Consider the following 21,399-nt stretch of genomic DNA (forward strand, 5'->3'; position numbering starts at 1 on the left):
TCTTAGCGAAAAGACTTGCTCTATGATATAATAGTTTCATGATTACAACAGTACCTATTAAGAACGAAAAAGACATTGCAGTACCGGGTAAAACAGTCCTTGTACTTGGTTATTTTGATGGCATCCACAAGGGGCATCAGAAACTCTTTGAAGTAGCCAGCAAGGCTTCAATGAAGGATTATCTGCCAGTTGTCGTGATGACTTTTACAGAGTCACCAAAACTTGCCTTACAACCTTACCAACCTGAGCTCATGCTCCATATCGTCAATCACGAGGAACGGGAGCACAAGATGAAGTGGCACGGAGTAGAGGCTCTTTTCTTACTGGACTTTAGTAGCAAATTTGCTAGTTTAACGGGTCAAGAATTCTTTGATACCTATGTTAGAGCTTTAAAACCAGCCATTATCGTAGCAGGATTTGATTACACCTTTGGTTCAGATAAGAAAACTGCGGATGACCTGAAGGATTATTTTGATGGAGAGATTATCATTGTTCCTCCAGTTGAGGATGAAAAGGGCAAGATTAGTTCTACACGGATTCGTCAGGCAATTCTTGATGGAGATGTAAAGGAAGTCAATCATCTGCTCGGCACTCCGCTCCCATCTCGTGGAATGGTCGTTCACGGAAATGCACGAGGGCGTACTATTGGTTATCCAACAGCCAATCTGGTCCTAAGAGATCGAACCTATATGCCAGCAGACGGTGTTTATGTAGTCGATATCGAAGTGCAACGTCAGAGATATCGTGGAATGGCAAGTGTTGGGAAAAATGTTACTTTTGATGGAGAAGAACCGCGTTTTGAAGTCAATATTTTCGACTTTTCAGACGATATTTACGGTGAGACAGTCATGGTCTATTGGCTAGACCGTGTCCGCGATATGGTTAAATTTGACTCCATCGACGAGCTCGTAGACCAACTCCAGAAAGACGAAGAAATTGCTCGGAACTGGAAGGATGGAGAGTAAGAGTTTGCTATCAATTCGAAAGAGAAGGTAGAATGAAATTCATATAATGGACAAAAAAAGTAGCCTGCAAAGGCTACTCTTTTTAAAACACACGATAGACATAAGGATTTTCTGGTTTGTCTACTTTTGTGAAACTCTCAACTTCCAGTGTTGGGAGTTTTTGTTTGAGTTCTTTATGATAGTGGAGGGTCAGGGTTCCCCTAGCGGTAATCCAGGTATTGTCAGGATACTGGCGTGAGTTTCCCTTGGTCAAGAGTCCGTATACACCAGAGTCTGCGATACAGTGGATGATTCCAAATCGAAAGAGGAACTGCCTATCTGGATGACTAGGATCGTTATAGACAAAGCCTGTAAACTCGATTTGCTTTCCTTCAAACTCTTGTGGATAGTCATAGAGAACTTCCATGACCTCCATATAGTTTTCGTCTGTGACTTGAATGGTTGGCTGGGAGAGGTATTTATCAGCTGTTGTCCTCATTTCCTTTTCATAAGCAGATTTGGAAAAATAGGTACTGGTATCGGGTTTGAGGTATTGACTAGATGTACCCTCGCTTGCCTGAATAGCTGTATCGATTCCCTCAGCGAGTGGGAAATGATAGCCTTTGGCAGATACGGTTCTTGAGTCCAAACTTACTGTCGGAAAGGCAATTCCAATCAAGAGAGGTAGTGACAGTAACAGGATGCTGATTTGTCTAGTTCGACGACTTTCCATATGGCTGTGAGAATTGATTTTCTTAATCCAGATGTAGAATTGGACCAGAGCCAACAGAAGAGAAAGGAGCATGGAGATATAGACTAGATAGGAATAGTGGAGGTTGATGTAGTGGCTGAGTTTGCCAGATAGCTTGAGGTAAAGGGTCAGAGCAAAATAGCCTAGTAGAATGAAAAATCGAATCATAGCATCACCCCTATCATGTAAGAATAGAGCAAGACAAGCAATGTCACGATGCCCATAAATTGCCAGATGAAGTTGATTTTGAGGTAGTGTTTCATCATGAGGAGATTTTTGATATCAAGCATGGGACCAATGACCAGAAAGGCAAGAACAGGAGCAAGACCAAAGCTCGAGAGGAGAGAAGCACCGATAAAGGCATCCGCCTCACTACAGAGGGAAAGGAGAAAGGCAAGAAACATGAGCAAGAGAATCGCAAGGACTGGACTAGCACTGATAGAGGTGAGGATCCGAGTCGGGACATAGACTTGCACGATAGCTGCAAAGAGACAGCCAAAGACCAGGTAACGCCCCATATCGAAAAACTCGTCAATAGCCTGTATAAAGACCTGAAAAACTTTTCTAGCAGGTGTCAGGTGTGAAAAGTCATGTTTATGACAAGCAATAGGATTCTCTTTTTGAATGGGTTCCTTCCAGAAAAATCCTAGAAAAATACCCAATACCAAAGCAACTACAATGGCTCCCAGAGCTCGCAAAAAGGCAAACTTTAATGAATTGCCAAAGGCAGAGTATGTAGCGAAAAGAACGATAGGATTGATGATGGGAGCGGTCACCAGAAAGGGAACTGCTGTATAGCTGGGCACCTTTTTTTCCAAAAAACGATTGATAATCGGAACAATCCCACATTCGCAAGAAGGAAAGAGAAAACCAATGAAGGTACCAAAAAAGATTCTCCCCCAACGATTGCGAGGGAGAAACTCAGTGACTTTATCTGGTGTGATATAGACTTCAATCCAGCCCGAAATGAGACTCCCAATCAAGACAAAAGGAAGGGCTTCAATCATGATAGAGAGAAAAATAGCCCCCGCTTGTAATACACTAGGAGGAAGAGATTGGAAAACAGTCATCTATTTTTTCTTCTCAACTTTTTCTTTTTTGTCTTTGTCATCTGGGAAAGTGACTTGTGTTAAGTCAGGAAGTTTGGCGAATTCTTCAAACATCTTGTCCAAGTCGTCGGTTTTTGTAAATTTAACAGCCATGGGCCTACCTCTTTTCTAAATGTTACCTCTATTATACTATTATTTTGCGGAAAAGGGATTATTTTTATTTTGATAATCAAAGAGGTAAAAACAGGTAAGGTGAAACAAGCTTTGTTCCTTATGGTATAATAGGTTTATGGATAAAAAATATGAAAAAATCTCCCAAGATTTGGGTGTAACCTTAAAGCAGATCGATACCGTTCTAAGCTTGACCACTGAAGGGGCGACGATTCCCTTCATCGCACGTTACCGGAAGGACATGACTGGTAGTCTGGATGAAGTGGCGATTAAGGCCATTATCGACTTGGATAAAAGCCTGACTAATCTCAATGACCGCAAGGAAGCTGTCTTGGCTAAGATTCAAGAACAAGGTAAGCTAACAAAGGAATTGGAAGAAGCTATCTTAGCTGCCGAAAAACTAGCAGATGTAGAAGAACTCTATCTTCCTTATAAGGAAAAGCGTCGGACCAAGGCAACCATTGCCCGTGAAGCTGGACTCTTCCCTCTCGCACGCTTGATTTTGCAGAACGTAGCTGACTTAGAGAAAGAGGCTGAGAAGTTTGTCTGTGAAGGATTTGCGACTGGTCAACAAGCTTTGGCTGGTGCAGTTGATATCTTGGTAGAAGCCCTATCTGAAGATGTCAATCTACGTGCTATGACTTATCAGGAAGTGTTGAGACACTCTAAAATCACTTCGCAAGTCAAGGATGAAAATCTTGATGAAAAACAAGTTTTTCAGATATATTACGATTTCTCGGAGACAGTTGGCAACATACAGGGCTATCGAACCTTAGCCCTCAACCGTGGCGAAAAATTAGGCATCTTAAAAGTTGGCTTTGAACATGCGACGGATCGTATCCTAGCTTTCTTTGCAGCTCGTTTTAAGGTTAAAAATGCCTATATTGATGAAGTGGTTCAACAGTCAGTTAAGAAAAAGGTCTTGCCTGCTATCGAGCGCCGTATTCGGACAGAATTGACTGAGAAAGCAGAAGAAGGGGCTATCCAACTCTTTTCAGACAATCTGCGCAATCTCCTCTTGGTTGCTCCGCTGAAAGGGCGCGTGGTTCTAGGATTCGACCCTGCCTTTCGTACAGGTGCCAAGCTAGCCGTTGTTGATGCGACTGGGAAAATGCTGACGACCCAAGTCATCTATCCCGTTAAACCAGCATCAGCTCGTCAGATTGAAGAAGCCAAGCGAGACTTATCCGACCTGATCGGTCAATACGGTGTGGAAATTATTGCCATTGGAAATGGAACGGCCAGTCGGGAAAGTGAAGCCTTTGTGGCGGAAGTTCTGAAAGATTTTCCAGAAGTCAGCTATGTTATCGTCAATGAAAGTGGAGCTTCTGTCTACTCTGCCAGTGAACTTGCTCGTCAGGAGTTTCCAGAATTAACCGTTGAAAAACGATCTGCTATCTCAATCGCCCGTCGTTTGCAAGATCCCCTTGCTGAATTGGTCAAAATTGATCCTAAGTCAATCGGTGTCGGTCAATACCAACACGATGTCAGTCAGAAGAAACTATCTGAGAGTCTGGACTTTGTCGTTGAAACCGTAGTTAACCAAGTCGGTGTCAATGTCAATACAGCCAGCCCAGCTCTTCTTTCCCACGTAGCTGGACTAAATAAAACCATTTCTGAAAATATTGTCAAATACCGTGAAGAAGAGGGAAAAATCACTTCACGCGCTCAAATCAAGAAGGTTCCTCGTCTCGGTGCCAAAGCCTTTGAGCAGGCTGCTGGTTTCCTCCGTATCCCTGAAAGTAGCAATATCCTCGATAATACTGGTGTTCACCCAGAAAACTATGCTGCAGTTAAGGAGCTCTTCAAACGCTTGGATATCAAGGACTTGAATGAAGAAGCTCAAAGCAAACTCAAGTCCCTTTCAGTCAAAGAAATGGCGCAAGAACTAGACCTCGGTCCAGAAACCCTTAAAGATATCATTGCTGACCTCCTAAAACCTGGTCGTGATTTCCGTGATTCTTTTGATGCTCCAGTTCTCCGTCAAGATGTCTTGGATATCAAAGACTTAAAAGTCGGCCAGAAGCTGGAAGGTGTGGTGCGGAATGTCGTTGACTTCGGTGCCTTCGTTGATATCGGGATTCACGAGGATGGCTTGATTCATATTTCCCATATGAGTCGCAAATTTATCAAACATCCTAGCCAAGTGGTGTCTGTCGGAGATTTGGTAACGGTTTGGGTCAAGAAAATCGATACTGAACGTGAAAAAGTCAATCTGTCGCTCCTAGATCCAGATGAAACTGACTGAGTACGTTCAGTCTGTTTCACTAGAAGACTTTGGTAGACCTTTCACGCACCAAGCCCAGTGGAATTCTCGTCTGCGAACGACAGGTGGGCGATTTTTCCCCAAGAATGGGCATTTGGATTTTAATCCCAAGGTTTATAATGAACTAGGTTTGGAAGTCTTTCGTAAAATCGTGCGCCATGAACTCTGTCACTATCACCTTTATTTTCAGAAAAAGGGTTATCGCCATAAGGACCGAGAATTTAAGGAACTATTGAAAGAAGTGGATGGACTGCGCTTTGTACCACCTTTGAAAACACAAACTCAAATTCTCTACCTAGTCTATCAGTGTCAAACCTGCCAGCAAAGTTATCAGCGTAAGCGAAGGATTGATACCAAACGCTATCGCTGTGGCGTCTGCCGTGGCAAACTCGTCATCATAAATCGGCCTAAGGACTGATGATGATAGTTCTGATTCATGCTATACTACTTGTAAGAATACCGAAAGAGGAAACAATCATGAATACAAAATTTTATAAAATGAGACGAAATCGTATGGTGTCAGGAGTTTTAGCTGGTCTATCAGACAAGTGGAATTTTGATGTAACCCTAGTCCGCTTTCTCTTCGCCATTTTTACCGTAGCAAATTTTGGAATTGGTGTGATAATTTACATCATCCTCGCCTCCATCCTGCCAACTAAGGAAGAAATCGAAGCAGAAATGTACGGAACAGGACCACGCAAGCGTAAGGAAGCCCAAGCCATTGAAGACAATGATGGCTGGTTTTGGTGAGGTATAGAAAAATAAACAACTTTGCTATCATATAGAATATTTACAGTAAACCCCTTGCATCCGCAAGGGTTTTCTTCTTGCCTTTCTTTTATGGTAAAATATTGATAGCGAAATTACTTGATATTCTTCAATCTTACAAAAATGTAAGATTAAAGTCTCTTTTGTAAGGTTAGGTTATGGCAAGCCGTCTTTTTTTGCGATAAACTAGACTCATAAAGAACAAAGGAGCAATACTATGAAAAGAATTTTACAAAAGAAAAGAAGAAAACCAAGTCAAAAAGATATCGAGCGTGTTCAACTGGGATACGCTATGATGCAAGCAACATTTCAATTGATGGGATATTAAGAAGGAGAAAATCATGACACTTTTAGATGTAAAACACGTTCAAAAAATCTACAAAACACGTTTCCAAGGCAACCAAGTAGAGGCTCTCAAAGACATTCACTTTACAGTAGAAAAGGGTGACTACGTTGCTATCATGGGAGAGTCTGGATCAGGGAAGTCTACCTTGCTCAACATTCTAGCTATGCTGGATAAACCAACTCGCGGGCAGGTTTACCTAAACGGAACAGACACAGCAACCATTAAAAATTCTCAGGCTTCTAGCTTCCGTCGTGAGAAGTTGGGATTTGTCTTCCAAGACTTTAACTTACTTGATACCCTGTCTGTTAAGGACAATATCTTGCTTCCGCTAGTTTTATCTCGAAAACCCATCACGGAGATGATGAAGAAATTGGTAGTGACAGCTGAAAATTTGGGCATCAATCAATTGCAGGAGAAGTATCCTTACGAGATCTCGGGTGGTCAAAAACAAAGGGTAGCAGTAGCACGCGCCATCATCACTGAACCTGAAATTCTTCTTGCGGATGAGCCGACTGGGGCACTTGACTCCAAGTCATCTGCAGCTCTTCTAGATGTTTTTGATGAAATCAATGAGCGCGGGCAAACTATTCTCATGGTAACCCACTCTACAGCTGCAGCTAGCAGGGCCAAGCGCGTTCTCTTTATCAAGGACGGGATTCTCTATAACCAAATCTACCGTGGAGACAAGACAGAACGTCAAATGTTCCAGGAAATCTCTGATACCTTGACAGTCATGGCAAGCGAGGTGAATTAGTATGTTTCGATTGACCAATAAGTTAGCGGTATCGAACTTAATCAAAAACCGCAAACTCTACTATCCCTTTGCTTTAGCTGTTCTCTTAGCTGTGACCATCACTTATCTCTTTTACTCATTGACACTTAACCCCAATATTGGCAAGATTCGAGGGGGAGAGACTATCTCCATGACGCTTGGTCTTGGTATGGTGATTGTCACTATTGCCTCGGCCATTATCGTCTTTTATGCAAATAGTTTCGTCATGAAAAACCGTTCCAAAGAACTAGGGATTTATGGCATGTTAGGATTAGAAAAACGCCATTTGATCAGCATGGTCTTTAAGGAGCTTCTTATATTTGGCTCTCTAACCTTGACAGCTGGACTTGGCTTAGGAGCTCTCTTTGATAAGCTCATCTTTGCTCTGCTTCTGAAGCTAATGAATATGAAGGTGGAGCTCGTAGCGACCTTCCAACCAAGTGTCTTTATCCTAGTTACCCTTATTTTTGGAGCTATTTTCCTAGGTTTGGTTTTTATCAATGCCTTTCGGATTGCACGCATGAATGCCCTACAGCTCTCTCGTGAGAAGGCCAGTGGTGAGAAAAAAGGACGTTTCTTAAGCCTTCAGACCATTCTAGGTTTGATTAGTATGGGAGCTGGCTACTACCTAGCAGTGACAGTTGAAAATCCTTTAACTGCACTCATAATTTTCTTTGTAGCAGTCTTGCTGGTAATCTTTGGTACCTATCTCTTGTTTAATGCAGGGATTACAGTATTCCTACAAATCTTGAAGAAAAACAAGCGTTATTATTACCAACCCAACAACATGATTTCCGTATCCAATCTCATCTTCCGTATGAAGAAAAATGCGGTTGGTCTTGCGACGATTGCCATTCTTTCAACCATGGTCTTGGTGACCATGTCTGCTGCAACTAGTATCTTCAAGGCTTCAGAAACCTTCAAGAAATTCATGAATCCACATGATTTTGGAATTTCAGGGCGAAATGTTGATAAAGAAGATTTAGATAAACTTTTGAGTCAGTATGCTAGCGATAAGGGATTAACTGTCACCAAAAAAGAAGTCTTTCGTCACAGCAATTTTGGCATCGAGAGTCAAGATGGAGCCAAACTCCGTATCTTTAAAAAGGGGAATAACTTTGTCCAACCGAAAACCATTTTCATGGTCTTTGATCAAAAAGACTATGAAATCATGACTGGTCAAAAACTCTCCCTTTCAGGCAATGAAGTCGGCTTGTTTACTAAGAATAAGGTGCTTGAAGGGCAGAAAGAACTCACTCTAAATGACCAGACTTACACTGTTAAAGAAGAAATTAAAAATGATTTCGTTCTGGAACATGTGCCAAATCAGTTTAACATTCTCACATCTGACTACAATTATCTTGTTGTGCCTAATCTGCAAGCTTTTATTGATCAATATCCGGATTCCTCTCTCTTTGATCAACTTTATGGCGGTATGAATGTAACAGCTAGTGAGGAAGAACAGCTCAAACTCGCTGATGATTTTTCAAAATTCCTTAATAACTTTAATAGAGAATTAAACAAAGAGGGAAGCTATGTATACGGAAGCAATCTGGCTGATAGCAGTGCACAAATCAGTGCCCTCTATGGAGGTGTCTTCTTCATCGGTATCTTCCTCTCTATCATCTTTATGGTTGGAACAGTCCTCGTTATCTATTACAAACAAATCTCTGAGGGCTATGAAGACCGTGAACGCTTTATCATTTTGCAAAAGGTCGGACTCGATCAAAAGCAAATCAAGCAAACGATTAACAAACAGGTTCTAACTGTTTTCTTCCTTCCATTGCTCTTTGCCTTTCTACACCTTGCTTTTGCCTATCATATGCTTAGCCTCATCCTAAAAGTCATTGGCGTGCTCGATGCAACCATGATGTTGACTGTTACACTTTCCATTTGTGCCATCTTCCTCATCGTTTACGTCTTAATCTTTATGATTACTTCAAGAAGCTATCGCAAGATTGTACAAATGTAAAAAAGATACCTCGATGCTGGTCGAGGTATTTCTTTTAGCTTAGATACTAAAGAGTTGTCCCAAGAGGAAGGTTACGCCCATGGTGAGAAGTCCGATACAGAGGTTACGGATCATAGCAGTTTTCGTAGGAGCTTTTCCTAATTTAGCACTGGTATAGCCGGTAATAAGAAGGGAAAGGGCTACGATAAGAACAGTAGCAGGAATGCGATAGTCGCTTGGAAAGACGGTGATTGAAAGCATAGGAGGAAGACTTCCCAGTACAAAGGCGATAAAGCTAGAGATCGCAGCATGCCAAGGGTTGGTAAACTCTTCGTACTCGATTCCATACTTTTCTTCGACCAAGGCTTTAAGAGGATTTTTCAAAAAGGCCTTGTTGGTCAAGAGTTGGGCGGACGTTTCACACTCACCATTCTGAAGGTAAGCAGCATAGAGGGATTGTTTTGCAGATTCCATATCTTTATCCAAGAGTAATTGCTCTCTAGCTACAGCAGCTTCTTCTGTGTCTTTCTGAGTGGATACAGAGACATATTCGCCACCTGCCATAGAAAAAGCACCAGCGAGGATAGCGGCTAGTCCAGATAAAAAGATAATCCAGATATTGCTTGTCGCACTAGCAACCCCGATAACCACTCCAGCAATGGAAATAATCCCATCATTGGCACCGAGAACGCCCGCTCTTAAAATATTGAGTCGTCCTGCAAAGTTTGCATCAATTTCATGTTTTATTTCTATCATAGTCATCTCCTTTCTTTTCATTATAGAGAAAAGAGTAGGGGAATACAAACTTTTTAAACTATCTGAAAAAAGTTCTACGATTCTAATTTTTAAGCCCTTTTCTACTTTACCGATAAAGCACGGCAATACAGTAGCCAATCCTACTGTACTAGTCCTTTTTTAGCTTATCTATGGTATAATAGAAGGTAGATTTATCAATTGGAGAATGAAGGATTTTATGATTAAACTTGTAGCAACCGATATGGATGGAACCTTTCTAGACGGAGAGGGTCGGTTTGATATGGAACGCCTCAAAAACTTGCTTGTTTCCTACAAGGAAAAGGGAATTTATTTTGCAGTGGCTTCAGGTCGTGGTATCTTGTCTTTGAAAAAGCTATTTGCGGATGTGCGTGACGAAGTGATTTTTATAGCTGAAAATGGCAGCTACGTTGAGTTTCATGGGGAAAATATGTACGAGGCTACGATGTCTCGGGACTTTTACTTGAGCACTTTTGATGCTTTAAAGAAATCACCCTATTTTGATGAAAGTAAAATGCTTCTGACGGGGAAAAAAGCTTGTTATGTATTGGAAACAGTGGATGAGACTTATCTCATGATTAGTCGTCACTACAATGAGAATATTCAAAAAGTAGCGAGTTTGGAAGATATCACAGATGAGATTTTTAAATTTACTACTAACTTTACAGAAGATACGATAGAAGCTGGGGAGGCCTGGGTCAATGAAAATGTTCCTGGTGTGAAAGCCATGACAACTGGTTTTGAATCCATCGATATTGTCTTGGACTATGTTGATAAAGGAGTGGCTATTGTTGAGCTAGCCAAAAAACTGGGGCTTAGCATGGATCAGGTCATGGCGTTTGGCGACAATCTCAATGACCTTCACATGATGCAGGTCGTCGGGCATCCAATCGCTCCTGAAAACGCGCGACCAGAGATTTTAGAATTGGCAGAGACCGTGATTGGCCACCATAAGGACCAGTCAGTAATGGCTTATATGGAGGGCTTGTAATGGCAGATATTAAATTGATTGCACTCGATTTGGATGGCACCTTGCTGACAACGGATAAAAAGCTGACAGATCGAACTAAGGCAGTCTTAAAAGCTGCGCGTGATCGTGGCATCAAGGTCGTACTGACAACGGGTCGTCCTCTAAAGGCTATGGATTTCTTTCTCCATGAGCTAGGAACTGACGGTCAAGAAGACGAGTACACCATCACCTTTAATGGTGGTCTGGTACAGAAAAATACTGGAGAGATTCTCGATAAAACCGTCTTTTCAATCGACGATGTGGCACGATTGTACGAGGAAACTGAAAAACTCGGACTTCCGTTAGATGCCATTTCAGAAGGAACAGTCTATCAAATCCAATCAGACCAAGAAAGTCTCTATGCTAAGTTCAACCCAGCTCTGACTTTCGTGCCGGTCGCTTTTGAAGAGCTATCGAGTCAGATCACTTATAATAAATGTGTGACTGCCTTTGCCCAAGAACCCTTGGATGCAGCCATTCAGGAGATTTCTCCAGAATTGTTTGACCAATATGAGATCTTCAAATCGCGAGAACTCTTATTGGAATGGTCGCCGAAAAATGTCCACAAGGCAACAGGTTTAGCGAAATTAATTAAACACTTAGGAATCGACCAAAGTCAAGTCATGGCTTGTGGTGACGAGGCCAATGACCTTTCTATGATAGAGTGGGCAGGTCTGGGAGTTGCCATGCAAAATGCAGTTCCTGCAGTTAAAGAAGTTGCCAATGTCATTACCCCCATGACCAACGACGAGGAAGCCGTTGCTTGGGCTATCGAAGAATACGTGCTAAAGGAGAATTAGAATATGGGATTATTTGACCGTTTATTCGGGAAAAAAGAAGAGCCGAAAATCGAAGATATTGTAAAAGAAGCTCTGGAAAATCTTGATTTGTCAGAAGAGGTTGAAGAAAATCAAACGGCAATCGAAGAAACAAGTCAGGAAGAGACAACAAGAGAAAAAGTAGAAGAAACACTTGCTCAAGAAGAACTTCCTCAAGTCTCGACAGAAGAAGTGATTGAGTCAGAAGCAGTCGAGGAAATGACTCAAGAAGATCTTGAGCTAGAATCTGATGAATTGGAACAATTCCAAGAGTCGGAAGAAATTCTAGAAGAAGAGAACCCAAAAATTGTAGAGTTCGAAGAAGATCTAGCTTCTGAAGTAGTAGAAGAATATCCACAAGTTGAAGAAACGGTTCAGGAAAAATATGACCGCAGTCTTAAGAAAACGCGTACGGGATTCGGAGCCCGCTTGAATGCCTTCTTTGCCAACTTCCGTTCTGTCGATGAAGACTTTTTTGAGGAATTAGAAGAACTCCTCATCATGAGTGACGTCGGTGTGCAGGTCGCTTCGAACCTAACAGAAGAGCTTCGCTATGAAGCCAAATTAGAAAATGCTAAGAAACCTGACGCACTCCGCCGTGTCATTATCGAGAAATTGGTTGAGCTCTACGAAAAGGATGGCAATTACGATGAACAAATCCATTTCCAAGATGGCTTGACAGTCATGCTCTTTGTTGGTGTTAACGGTGTTGGGAAAACAACTTCTATTGGGAAATTAGCTCATCGATATAAACAAGCTGGCAAGAAGGTCATGCTGGTTGCTGCGGATACCTTCCGTGCTGGTGCCGTTGCCCAGCTAGCAGAATGGGGCCGCCGTGTGGATGTTCCTGTTGTGACAGGGCCTGAAAAAGCTGATCCAGCAAGTGTGGTCTTTGATGGGATGGAGCGCGCTGTTGCAGAAGGTGTTGATATTCTCATGATTGATACGGCTGGTCGTCTGCAAAACAAGGACAACCTCATGGCCGAGTTGGAGAAGATTGGTCGCATTATCAAACGTGTCGTTCCAGAGGCACCCCATGAAACATTCCTGGCACTTGATGCCTCTACGGGTCAGAACGCTCTAGTACAGGCCAAAGAATTTTCTAAAATCACCCCTGTTACTGGTATTGTATTGACCAAGATTGATGGAACTGCTCGAGGTGGTGTTGTTCTGGCTATCCGCGAAGAACTTAATATCCCTGTAAAATTGATTGGTTTCGGTGAAAAAATCGATGATATCGGAGAGTTTAACTCAGAAAACTTTATGAAGGGTCTCTTAGAAGGCTTGATTTAATACAAAATAAATATCCTGCAAGTCAATCTTGCAGGATTGTTTTTGATTATTATAAACGACCTTCTTCACGATAGGCGATATCTGGTTAGCGCCTTTGTTGTAGGTATAGTGGCGGTTGAACGCAATACAACAAAGATTGTCTGAAAACAGCAACCGAGTGCGTACTACACACCCCCTATGTCAGGACTGAAGGTTTTGTGCGGGCTACGGCTTGCTGGTTGCGCTCAATCATGATGTGGTTACGGTAGGCAACACCACACAGATGTTTGCCGCTGCGGTCGTAAACGATAGTGAGAAGTTGAATTGTTAAAGAAGGGGAAAGACCGTCTGATAAGGCTTAGGATAGTGTTTTCAGACGGCATGGTGTTATTTTTGTTAGATTTGCTAAATAATGAATATTTTTAAAATTGGTTGTTCAAAATTTTTTAAATTTCCTCTAGTTTTTCTTTCATCAAGTTTTCTAGCCAGTCTTCAAATTTTTCAAATTCAGTATCCTCTTCCCACTCTTCAGGAGGAACATCAGGAAAAAAAACACCAAAATTTTCATTTTCTTTTGTAAGAAGGAAACCAGCTTGATCGCCAGTTCTTGGAATGGAAATAGTAATTAAGATATTAGGGAATAAATTACAATCAGTTCCTTCAAAAACTTGTTGTGACCAATCATAAAGCTCATTAGGAGCTAAAAAATCGAATCCAGGTAGTAACTCATCTTGAAACAAAGTACAAGATCCTACTGTTAGAAGAAATTCTCTATATATTCTAGGGAATGTGACTTTATATTTTTTTTCAAAATCATTTATCTCATCTAAAGAAACATCATATCTTTTTTTAAAAACAAAATTTGATTTTCCATAATTAATTAAGTTTCCATTACTAGATTTGATTAAATCTTGTATATCTACAAGAATTTTTTTAAAATTATCCATAAATTAATATCCTTCATTCAATTTTTATATCTATTATCTAGGAACAATATAGTTAATTATTCCTGTTGAGGGTGCTATATGGCAAATGTGTTCGTAGGGCAGACCCAGTACCGTGTATAGTTCCAGTATGAGGGTGTTTCACAGGAGTTGGACTCCACCATGTATTTGAACCACCATTTTTAAGTGGAATTATATGATGAGGAGTGGCTCCTGCAGGCCATGTATGCCCTGTTCCAAGTTCCCACTTTCGTATTAAGCTTTTTTGTCTTCGAGAAAAGTTTCTACGCATCATGCGATTTTGTTGGACGCTTCTTTGTTTTGCACTAGGTAGTTTATCCTTAATCAAATATTTTTGTCTTTGACTAACAGGAATCAGTGACCACTTATCAACATCATCCATAATATCATCATACTGGAATAATTCTTCTAAGCTTCTTATTCCGTTTTCTCTTCAAACCTAATGGACCAAACCAAGCATTTGTATTAGAAGCAAAACTATACAAATTGCTCCCACCTAATAGTAAGATAGGATCCTGGTTCACAAACCGACCCGCATCAGGCTCATAATACCTGAAGAAGTTGTAATGCAGCCCCGTCTCACGGTCGGCATACTAGTTCTGCAGGCGGAAGGGGTGGTATGCGCTATCCGTTACCTTGATTTCCTCTTTCAGACAATCTTACTGGAACATTGAGTCTCAACCTAACCTAGGACAACTATTTGAATTTCTGTTTAGTCATAATCAATTAATATTCAACGCTTAATTATATTTATTTATCAAAAGCGGTTGGATCAAAAACAGAGATATATTTTATATTCATTTTGATAGCTTCTTCGAACGGAGGGTCATCTTCAGAAACTTCCAGTGCAATTCCTTCAATAATTTTTGAAAAAAAAGCTTCTTCACATTCATCGTAATAGAAACCTAAATTAGAATTTAAGATATCATTAATAGGTATTCCTATTTTAATAGTTCTGAATTTGCCTTGATATCCTTCTAATGCAGAAATTTTATAAATTTCTCCTGAAGTAATATCTACGTTAATTTCAATTGGGATATCAGTAAATATATATCTGCATGAATAAATATTAGTTTGAAAAAATTTTAATTTTCCATTTAAATTATATTCATTAATGATACTGGAGTAATTTTTAATATTGTCTTTTAATCTGATTCCCCCTAAACTCTTCGCGGGGATAATTTCATCATAAATATTCATTATCAACCTTTCATATTATTCTGCAGGAAATCTTTGCGTTCCACCTTTACCAGAAGATACTTTCCAATAAGGTGCTCCCTCATAATGCCTAGGGCTCCCTGGGTGGTATTGAATGTAACGATCAGTAAATTCATTACCCCGTGAATTTAATTCTCTTAATGTAAATCCTTTATTGTCTCCACGAGTTTTACTCATTACGTCTTGCTGTATAGTTTTTTCATTTGAGGATCAAATTTGTTGTGAACCATCAAAATTTGTGTCTAACCCATCTATATATTTCTCAAAATCAAGGTGATATAGTTTTTTTAAATTTCTAATCCAGATAACAAATTCAAAGAAAGTCTTAATATTTTCATCTGTTATTTCAAATATCCCGTTGTCTTGGTGAGATTCTTGGATAGCTGAGATAATTCTTTTAAATATTTCTTTATTTTTCCTAATTTCATCAATAGGTAACGTTTGTAATCTATCGATAAAAAATAATTCATCCTCAATACTTAAAATAGAGGGTAAGTTTTCCAATTTTTCATTTAGTTTAAAAATAGTATTCATATTATTTCCTGGTTAGTATGGTTTGACCTTTTTCGTCGGGATGTCGAGGATATTGTGGGCGGGATTGAAGGAGAACAGTTCGCTGCTGGATTTGCCTTTTCAGACGGCCTAGGGGGTCTAGTTCGTAACGGCTGGAGAGCTTACCTTATGTTTTGTTGGGTCTCGTCGACCCAACCTATGGTCTAAAAATGGTCTTAAAGAGGCTTGTTACCTTTAAATACATTAAATCTTGATAGATTTGCTCCTTTTGATTGAATATGTTTTATAGCTAATTCAAATTCATTAAATTCATTGAATTCTTCTATCTCATAATCTTCAGCCTGATCCAATTTATTTTTGGGTACCGTATAGTAATATGTAATATAAATTCCATTACTTTTCTTAATAGCAAACACTTGATAAACAACTTCTCCATCAATTTCAATAAGTTCATCATATCCTTTTGTTTGTAAATTAGATAAATTTAACATATCTATTCTCCTATAACATCAATACGCACTTTTTTCCATCCAGATGTCTAATATTTATGTGCGGGTACTTTCCATGTCCTGTTCCTTGTGGATCATCATGTCCTTTTAAACATCCTGTTGCTTTATCCATAGCATAATCTTTTCCTGATTCACAAACCGCCCGGCCTCAGGCTCGTAATACCGCATCAGGTTGTAATGCAGTCCGGTCTCTTCATCGAAGTATTGGTTTTGCAGTCTGAACGGCTGATGCGCGTTCCGATAGACGCGTTCGTCCTTTTTCAGACGACTCCAGGCGGTGTATTCGCCGTACCACAACAGATTACCGTGGATGTCGATCATCTCCCTCGGTATGCCGATGTGGTCGCAGTGGAAGTAGTGGGTCTGTTGGTCGCTTTCTCCGTCTTCATTAATGAGGTTTCGATAGGCGAAACCGCGTGCGTACGGTACACAACCTGCATATTCAGGCTACAACTTGCTGTTGTGTAAACAACTCGACGATTTCTAGCATATTAGTCATGTGGTTTGTTATTAAGAATATCTAACCATGCATCCTGTGTAAAGACTATTTCCTCGTAATTAATACTATCATCGATATCGCTGACACCAATGACATAAATTAGAGCATTGTCATCTTCTAGTATGCTCGATTCAAAATTTTCTAGACTTGGATTATTTTGAAATGAGCTTATGAAATTTGGGATTTTATTTTCATTGCTCATAATAACTATAGTTGTTAGAGAGGGACCGCAATCATATAAAAGATTTTCAAAATAATCTTCGTCAATTGGTTTTAAAAATTCAATAATTCCTATACGACTTGGAATGAATTTTAACAAAAAACCAAAAAAGCCTTTTTTAAGGTTACCATGCCATATAATCTTAACATTATGATTTTTAGATAGAGATTCAAAAAATTTTAAATCTAACCCAGTTGCACATAAAAAGCAGCGGTAATTTGGACTCTTATTTACTTTTTCTAAAATATTTTTCAAGTTAATCTGAGTGTTTTTTTCACTACTTTCTCTTTGAATTCTTTTATACATTTTCCAATCCTCTATATTTATTTACTTTTTGATATGAAAATGCCCTGGATCTTTAGTTCTCCACCATAATCTACTTGGAGGCAGGTGTTTATTTCGAATATATTGATTAAACCTTCTTAGTGTGGGATTTCCTATTTGACTAACATATTTTCCATTTTTAGCTGGAGAAGCACCCCATGAAATAGAGTTTTGAGTTTTAAACCCTCCAGACTTGCTATAGGATGGTTTCTTTCTATACCAGTTTTTTGCAGGGCCAAAGGAATTTTTACATTTACTGGCAGCTAATTTGCCAACCTTCCCTAATGTTGGTCCAACTACTGCACCGATAGCACCACTAGTTGCAACTCTTCCATAGTCGATATCACTCCATTTTTTGCATTTGCTATGTTAGAAACTACTTGAATGCAAGCATCAGTAGCAGCTCCAGAAGGCAGCAACAATTAATATTGGAATGAATGCAATGTTTCCACTTGGATCAACCCAGATTTGCACATTAGGTGCAAATCTATATAAATTCTCTCCACCAAGTAATCCGATTGAGTCCTGATTGATAAATTGCCCTGCATCCGACTCATAATACCTGAAGAAGTTGTAATGCAACCCCGTCTCTTCATCGAAGTATTGGTTTTGCAATCTAAACGGCTGATGAGCGTTCTTGTAAACCCTCTAATTCTTTTTCAGACGACCTAGGGGATCGAGTTCGTAGCGGCTGGAGAATTTGCCCTGTGTGCGGAAGATTTCGCGGTGCAGCTTATCGCGTTCGATGTCGGTAATGACTTCGTCGTCGAGGCTGATTTGGTGCAGGTGTCGGCTACCGTAATACAGATAGTTGATCTGTCTGCCGTCCGGGGCGTATTGGTAAGCGGTTTCCCGAACTCTGTCGCCGCCGTCGCGGGCAAGGGTGTGGATCAGCCGTCCTAATACATCTCGTTTGGATTCGGTTTAGATTATTCTTCATTTGGATAGGCTAACAGTGGGCTAAAATCTACCTTCCATATATCTAGTTCATATAATCTTCCATCGCTATAAGAGTATAACGTCGCTAATACAGGGACATCATCTTTGTCATTAAATTGATATTCTGATATAGCTATAATTTCTAGATTGTTTTTTTCATTATGCTCATTTAAAAATGAAATGCTACCCATCCCCCCATCATCAAGAGAAATAACACTATCAGTAAAAGAGGTTTTTAAACTATCATATTGGGGCTTTTTATTAGCCAATAAAATTTTGAGTAGATTAACCTCATTACTTGTAAGCGGTCGTTTATTAAATTCCATGTATCCTCCTTACATTTAAAGTACCATTTTTTAATTCAAATGCTGTATATTGAATATCTATACAATTTACTGTAATTTTTTGATTAAAAGGTTTGCCATTTGGGACTTGATTAGCACATTTGGATAAATCGGCTATTACTGCTTTTTTTACTAACTCTCTATCTAATCCTAAATCATCAGTATGCCGAAAGGCGTGATAAATTTGATTAGGATTACTTCCAAACTGTATATTTAATAGACCTAATGGGTCAAACCAAGTTTTTGCGTTAAATGCAAATTGATAAAAATTCTCCCCACCCCATAGCCTAATTGGATCCTGATTCACAAACCGACCCGCATCAGGTTCATAATAGCTGAAGAAGTTGTAATGCAGCCCGTTTTGCGGTCGCAATACTGGTTTTGCAACCTCAACGGCTGGTATGTGTTATCCGTTACTCTGGTTTCTTCTTTCAGACGGTCCTAGCCGGTGTAGTTTCCGAACCACAAGAGGTTGCCGTCTTTATCGGTCATCTCACGTGGGATGCCGATTTGGTCGTAGTGGAAGTAGTGGGTTTGTTGACGTTTTTCGACTTCTTCGTTGGTCCGGTTGTGTACCTGTGCCAAGGGGTCGTTGCTGTCGGGATCGGTGTGGATATAGGTATATCTACCGTCCCAAACGAATCCGGTTTCCTCTTCGAGGCCGTCTGAAAATTAGAAATTACTTACGTGCGCTCCATCTGTTTTTTGCTAAAAAAATATTTTCTAGTGTTTTCCTAAACGAAACCATATCAGTGTCTATATTTATTTCAATATCAATATGTTTCTCGATTTTCAAAGATTTCTGAATATCTTCTCCGAAATCGAATGATAAAGTATTACCTTTTAAATCATAAGCAACGTTATTGCTTTCGATTGAAAACGTTTGTTCATTGAATTCAAGGTATATTTGATCATCTTCATCTTGATTGAAGGTTAGGGTGAAATAATGAAAATTTCCAAAATCAAAGTAGATATATGACAAACCTTCATCATCGGACTCATCAAATGAAATTACTACTGGGTTCCACATAGATTTATTTTTCATTAGCAAACTACAACCTCACAATCAGATTCCCCAAAAATATACTCAATATATTCATTTAATCTTTTATCAGATATATAAGTAATAATTAGATTTTCAATACTATTTTGATAAATTTTTTGTTTTTCTTGAAAATAAATAACTAATTTATCAGAATAAATTTCTACCTTTTTGAAGCCACCTACCCCTGAATATTGTTGACTATTAATTTCATAATAATAGTATTCTAAGTCATCAACTTCTCTTTGCAAGATTAAGTAATTATCAGGGTTAGGTTTGTCACTATCTGCAAATGCAATAGTAAGAATATCATCTTCTATTTTGTAATACGTATTTCTTGAAATAATTTCCATAAACAATTCCTTAACATATTGTTTCTTAACATTTTCCAGGTGGAGGTATTTGTCGTTTTTTTCCAGCTGGGCGAGGTGCTTTACGAGTTCTTTTTTGAAGATTTCCGCTTTAACCAGTTGGTCGTGCAAATCGTAGAAATAGTTCTGTACTTCGCCGTCGGCCAGTTCGCGGTGGATCAGGTTGCCGAAGTGGTCGTAGTCATAGCGCACCAGTTCTTTGCCGTTGATGGTGACGGAGGCAAGGCAGTTGATGTAGAAACACTCGTCTTCGGAAACAAGATTGTTAAAGAACAAATGATTCAGATGATCTCAAAAGAAGATAGTGAGGTCGTTTGAAAAACAGAAAATGCGTGAGTGTGTACTGCACATACCCTACGTCAAAACTAAAGGTTTTGTGCGGGCTACGGCTTGCTGAAAACAGGAAAACAAGGATTTCAGGCTGCTTTGGGTTGAGTTTAGCCCCCCAACGCACGCTTGTTGCCACAGATATTTATAAATCAACAACAGGTTGGTAACCAAATTCTTTGAACACGGCGCGACGCAGGTTTTTTTGCGCGTCGTCGAAAAAGCCGCCCGGTTCTAAGCCGACAAAGGGGAGAAACGGAGTAATCAGCGGGTGGTTAATCATACTGTTGTCCAAGCCTTTTTGCGTACGCAGGCGCAGCAGGGCGAGGATTTCCCACGGCATCCATTGTTCCAGCGGGTATTCAAATTCGGGGTAGCGATTTTTGTCGGTGCGGCTTTGCTGAATGTGATAGTCGGCGAGGTCGTTGAAAATCTGTTTCACCTGTTCGGCGTCGCTACTGTCAAAGCCTGCGTAGGCGGTTTGGTAGAGTTCGGAGAAGGCGAACAAATCTGGCTGCGTTTGGTCAATCGGCAGGGCAAGATGGTCTTGGGCGAGGCGGAACGACAGGGGGATGAGGGTGCGGGCGGCATCGGTTTCCTGCGGTCGGATGCATTCGACTGGGTTGGCAATGATGGTTTGCAGGGCGGCGAAGTTGAGGGCTTGTTCGTCGCGGCTGAAAAAGAGGGAGGCGAGGAAGGCGAATTGGCTGTCTCTGACGCTGACTCCGGTATCTAGCGGTTTGCCGGTGAGGTGGTGGCGCACATAGCCCATGGTGAGGAAATAGGCTTTTGCCATCATGGCGCGGAACATGCTTTCGCTCGGGGCTTGCAGGAATTCGGCAAGCGGGATGCACAATTCAAGATGCAAATCATATATGACTTCGGTGGCGGTGTAGCTGACTTCACAGTCCGTCTCCAAAAAGTCGTCATACCAGCGGTCGGTGAACAGGGTAATGCCTTGGCGGATGTATTCGTCCAGATAGCCGTGTTTGTGTTGGTAGTCCTCGTCATTGGTAACGGTAACATTTTCAATTATGTCGTTAAGGGCGCGTTTCATGGCGGCGGTTGGTTTTTTGCTCATTTTTTACTCCTATATTGATTACCATGTCCGGAATCGACTTCAGCAAACAGTAGCCGTACGCCGAAGTCGGGTAAGGCGATTTGCTAGAGGCCGTCTGAAAATTAGAAATTACTTACGTGCACTCCAAATATACTCTCTGTTGTGATTGAGGGTTTC

Annotated in this window: 26 protein-coding genes and 2 pseudogenes; 10 read left to right on the plus strand and 18 right to left on the minus strand. The window is 40.4% G+C overall.

Features of this window, described 5'->3' with window-relative positions:
- Positions 1-38: 38 nt before the first annotated feature.
- On the plus strand, positions 39-965 hold the full coding sequence (locus tag MK409_RS02005) for a bifunctional riboflavin kinase/FAD synthetase (RefSeq protein WP_268705151.1): 927 nt from the start codon (positions 39-41) through the stop codon (positions 963-965).
- Between the two features lie 82 nt (positions 966-1,047).
- Here MK409_RS02005 and MK409_RS02010 read toward each other — a convergent pair whose 3' ends face one another.
- Genes MK409_RS02010 through MK409_RS02020 form a run of 3 tightly spaced genes read right to left on the minus strand, consistent with a single transcriptional unit; the run spans position 1,048 to position 2,897 of the window.
- A complete protein-coding gene (locus MK409_RS02010) occupies positions 1,048-1,863 on the minus strand; it encodes a TIGR03943 family putative permease subunit (protein ID WP_268705152.1) in 816 nt (271 codons plus the stop codon).
- Entirely contained in the window at positions 1,860-2,765 is a 906-nt protein-coding gene (locus tag MK409_RS02015) for a permease (protein WP_268705153.1), read from the minus strand. The genes MK409_RS02010 and MK409_RS02015 overlap by 4 nt, the downstream gene beginning before the upstream one ends.
- Positions 2,766-2,897, minus strand: a complete 132-nt coding sequence (locus MK409_RS02020) for an SPJ_0845 family protein (RefSeq protein ID WP_000268696.1) — start codon at positions 2,895-2,897, stop codon at positions 2,766-2,768.
- A 136-nt stretch (positions 2,898-3,033) separates the two neighbouring features.
- On the opposite strand from MK409_RS02020, the gene MK409_RS02025 reads away from it, so the two are divergent.
- From MK409_RS02025 to MK409_RS02045, 5 genes are all read left to right on the plus strand, one after another.
- On the plus strand, positions 3,034-5,163 hold the full coding sequence (locus MK409_RS02025; RefSeq protein ID WP_268705154.1) for a Tex family protein: 2,130 nt from the start codon (positions 3,034-3,036) through the stop codon (positions 5,161-5,163).
- Positions 5,150-5,599 carry a SprT family protein gene (locus tag MK409_RS02030; RefSeq protein WP_268705155.1) on the plus strand — a complete coding sequence of 150 codons (450 nt, stop codon included), beginning with the start codon at positions 5,150-5,152 and terminating at the stop codon, positions 5,597-5,599. The genes MK409_RS02025 and MK409_RS02030 overlap by 14 nt, the downstream gene beginning before the upstream one ends.
- Before the next feature lie 59 nt (positions 5,600-5,658).
- Entirely contained in the window at positions 5,659-5,931 is a 273-nt protein-coding gene (locus MK409_RS02035) for a PspC domain-containing protein (RefSeq protein ID WP_001092797.1), read from the plus strand.
- A gap of 359 nt (positions 5,932-6,290) precedes the next feature.
- Complete coding sequence (locus MK409_RS02040) at positions 6,291-7,049, plus strand: ABC transporter ATP-binding protein (protein ID WP_000173369.1); 759 nt, start codon at positions 6,291-6,293, stop codon at positions 7,047-7,049.
- A 1-nt stretch (position 7,050) separates the two neighbouring features.
- Complete coding sequence (locus MK409_RS02045; RefSeq protein ID WP_268705156.1) at positions 7,051-9,039, plus strand: FtsX-like permease family protein; 1,989 nt, start codon at positions 7,051-7,053, stop codon at positions 9,037-9,039.
- Positions 9,040-9,078: 39 nt separating this feature from the next.
- Here the strand turns inward: MK409_RS02045 and MK409_RS02050 are convergent, their stop codons facing one another.
- Positions 9,079-9,774, minus strand: coding sequence for a VIT1/CCC1 transporter family protein (locus MK409_RS02050; protein WP_268705157.1), 696 nt, complete (start codon positions 9,772-9,774; stop codon positions 9,079-9,081).
- A gap of 217 nt (positions 9,775-9,991) precedes the next feature.
- Between MK409_RS02050 and MK409_RS02055 the strand changes: the two genes are divergently transcribed.
- From MK409_RS02055 to ftsY, 3 genes are read left to right on the plus strand one after another with little or no spacing between them, the layout of a single operon-like run.
- Positions 9,992-10,783: a Cof-type HAD-IIB family hydrolase gene (locus MK409_RS02055; RefSeq protein WP_268705158.1), complete on the plus strand. Its 792-nt coding sequence runs from the start codon at positions 9,992-9,994 to the stop codon at positions 10,781-10,783.
- A complete protein-coding gene (locus MK409_RS02060) occupies positions 10,783-11,601 on the plus strand; it encodes a Cof-type HAD-IIB family hydrolase (RefSeq protein WP_268705159.1) in 819 nt (272 codons plus the stop codon). Before MK409_RS02055 ends, MK409_RS02060 begins: the two co-directional genes overlap by 1 nt.
- 3 nt (positions 11,602-11,604) lie before the next feature.
- Positions 11,605-12,912, plus strand: a complete 1,308-nt coding sequence (ftsY, locus tag MK409_RS02065) for a signal recognition particle-docking protein FtsY (RefSeq protein WP_268705160.1) — start codon at positions 11,605-11,607, stop codon at positions 12,910-12,912.
- A gap of 425 nt (positions 12,913-13,337) precedes the next feature.
- On the opposite strand, the gene MK409_RS02070 is transcribed toward ftsY, so the two are convergent.
- From MK409_RS02070 to MK409_RS02125, 13 genes and pseudogenes are all read right to left on the minus strand, one after another.
- Positions 13,338-13,838 (minus strand): SMI1/KNR4 family protein, encoded by a 501-nt coding sequence (locus MK409_RS02070; protein WP_268705161.1) that lies wholly within the window; start codon positions 13,836-13,838, stop codon positions 13,338-13,340.
- A gap of 407 nt (positions 13,839-14,245) precedes the next feature.
- Positions 14,246-14,437: pseudogene (locus MK409_RS02075) on the minus strand (RHS repeat-associated core domain-containing protein); the annotation flags it as partial.
- A gap of 169 nt (positions 14,438-14,606) precedes the next feature.
- Positions 14,607-15,056, minus strand: a complete 450-nt coding sequence (locus MK409_RS02080) for a hypothetical protein (RefSeq protein WP_268705162.1) — start codon at positions 15,054-15,056, stop codon at positions 14,607-14,609.
- A 228-nt stretch (positions 15,057-15,284) separates the two neighbouring features.
- Complete coding sequence (locus MK409_RS02085) at positions 15,285-15,608, minus strand: hypothetical protein (RefSeq protein WP_061586953.1); 324 nt, start codon at positions 15,606-15,608, stop codon at positions 15,285-15,287.
- A 194-nt stretch (positions 15,609-15,802) separates the two neighbouring features.
- The gene (locus MK409_RS02090) at positions 15,803-16,078 is read right to left on the minus strand and encodes a hypothetical protein (RefSeq protein WP_268705163.1); all 276 of its coding nucleotides are present in this window, start codon (positions 16,076-16,078) and stop codon (positions 15,803-15,805) included.
- Between the two features lie 105 nt (positions 16,079-16,183).
- Complete coding sequence (locus tag MK409_RS02095; RefSeq protein ID WP_268705620.1) at positions 16,184-16,489, minus strand: RHS domain-containing protein; 306 nt, start codon at positions 16,487-16,489, stop codon at positions 16,184-16,186.
- A gap of 98 nt (positions 16,490-16,587) precedes the next feature.
- Complete coding sequence (locus MK409_RS02100; RefSeq protein WP_268705164.1) at positions 16,588-17,121, minus strand: hypothetical protein; 534 nt, start codon at positions 17,119-17,121, stop codon at positions 16,588-16,590.
- A gap of 411 nt (positions 17,122-17,532) precedes the next feature.
- Positions 17,533-17,760 (minus strand): annotated as a pseudogene (locus MK409_RS02105) (RHS repeat-associated core domain-containing protein); the annotation flags it as partial.
- Between the two features lie 308 nt (positions 17,761-18,068).
- On the minus strand, positions 18,069-18,404 hold the full coding sequence (locus MK409_RS02110; protein WP_033629656.1) for a DUF6984 family protein: 336 nt from the start codon (positions 18,402-18,404) through the stop codon (positions 18,069-18,071).
- Positions 18,394-18,729 carry a hypothetical protein gene (locus MK409_RS02115; protein ID WP_268705165.1) on the minus strand — a complete coding sequence of 112 codons (336 nt, stop codon included), beginning with the start codon at positions 18,727-18,729 and terminating at the stop codon, positions 18,394-18,396. The genes MK409_RS02110 and MK409_RS02115 overlap by 11 nt, the downstream gene beginning before the upstream one ends.
- A 134-nt stretch (positions 18,730-18,863) precedes the next feature.
- Positions 18,864-19,007 carry an RHS domain-containing protein gene (locus tag MK409_RS08985; RefSeq protein ID WP_419152989.1) on the minus strand — a complete coding sequence of 48 codons (144 nt, stop codon included), beginning with the start codon at positions 19,005-19,007 and terminating at the stop codon, positions 18,864-18,866.
- 94 nt (positions 19,008-19,101) lie between these two features.
- Positions 19,102-19,467: a hypothetical protein gene (locus MK409_RS02120; RefSeq protein ID WP_268705166.1), complete on the minus strand. Its 366-nt coding sequence runs from the start codon at positions 19,465-19,467 to the stop codon at positions 19,102-19,104.
- On the minus strand, positions 19,467-19,817 hold the full coding sequence (locus tag MK409_RS02125; protein WP_033629660.1) for an Imm10 family immunity protein: 351 nt from the start codon (positions 19,815-19,817) through the stop codon (positions 19,467-19,469). Before MK409_RS02125 ends, MK409_RS02120 begins: the two co-directional genes overlap by 1 nt.
- Before the next feature lie 39 nt (positions 19,818-19,856).
- Between MK409_RS02125 and MK409_RS02130 the strand changes: the two genes are divergently transcribed.
- Entirely contained in the window at positions 19,857-20,153 is a 297-nt protein-coding gene (locus MK409_RS02130) for a hypothetical protein (RefSeq protein ID WP_268705167.1), read from the plus strand.
- Positions 20,154-20,307: 154 nt separating this feature from the next.
- Here the strand turns inward: MK409_RS02130 and MK409_RS02135 are convergent, their stop codons facing one another.
- Positions 20,308-21,243 (minus strand): hypothetical protein, encoded by a 936-nt coding sequence (locus MK409_RS02135; RefSeq protein ID WP_268705168.1) that lies wholly within the window; start codon positions 21,241-21,243, stop codon positions 20,308-20,310.
- Positions 21,244-21,399: the final 156 nt, after the last annotated feature.

Origin of the sequence: Streptococcus oralis (assembly GCF_026782375.1) — a bacterium.
In the GTDB taxonomy this organism is placed as follows: Bacteria; Bacillota; Bacilli; order Lactobacillales; family Streptococcaceae; genus Streptococcus; species Streptococcus oralis_CL.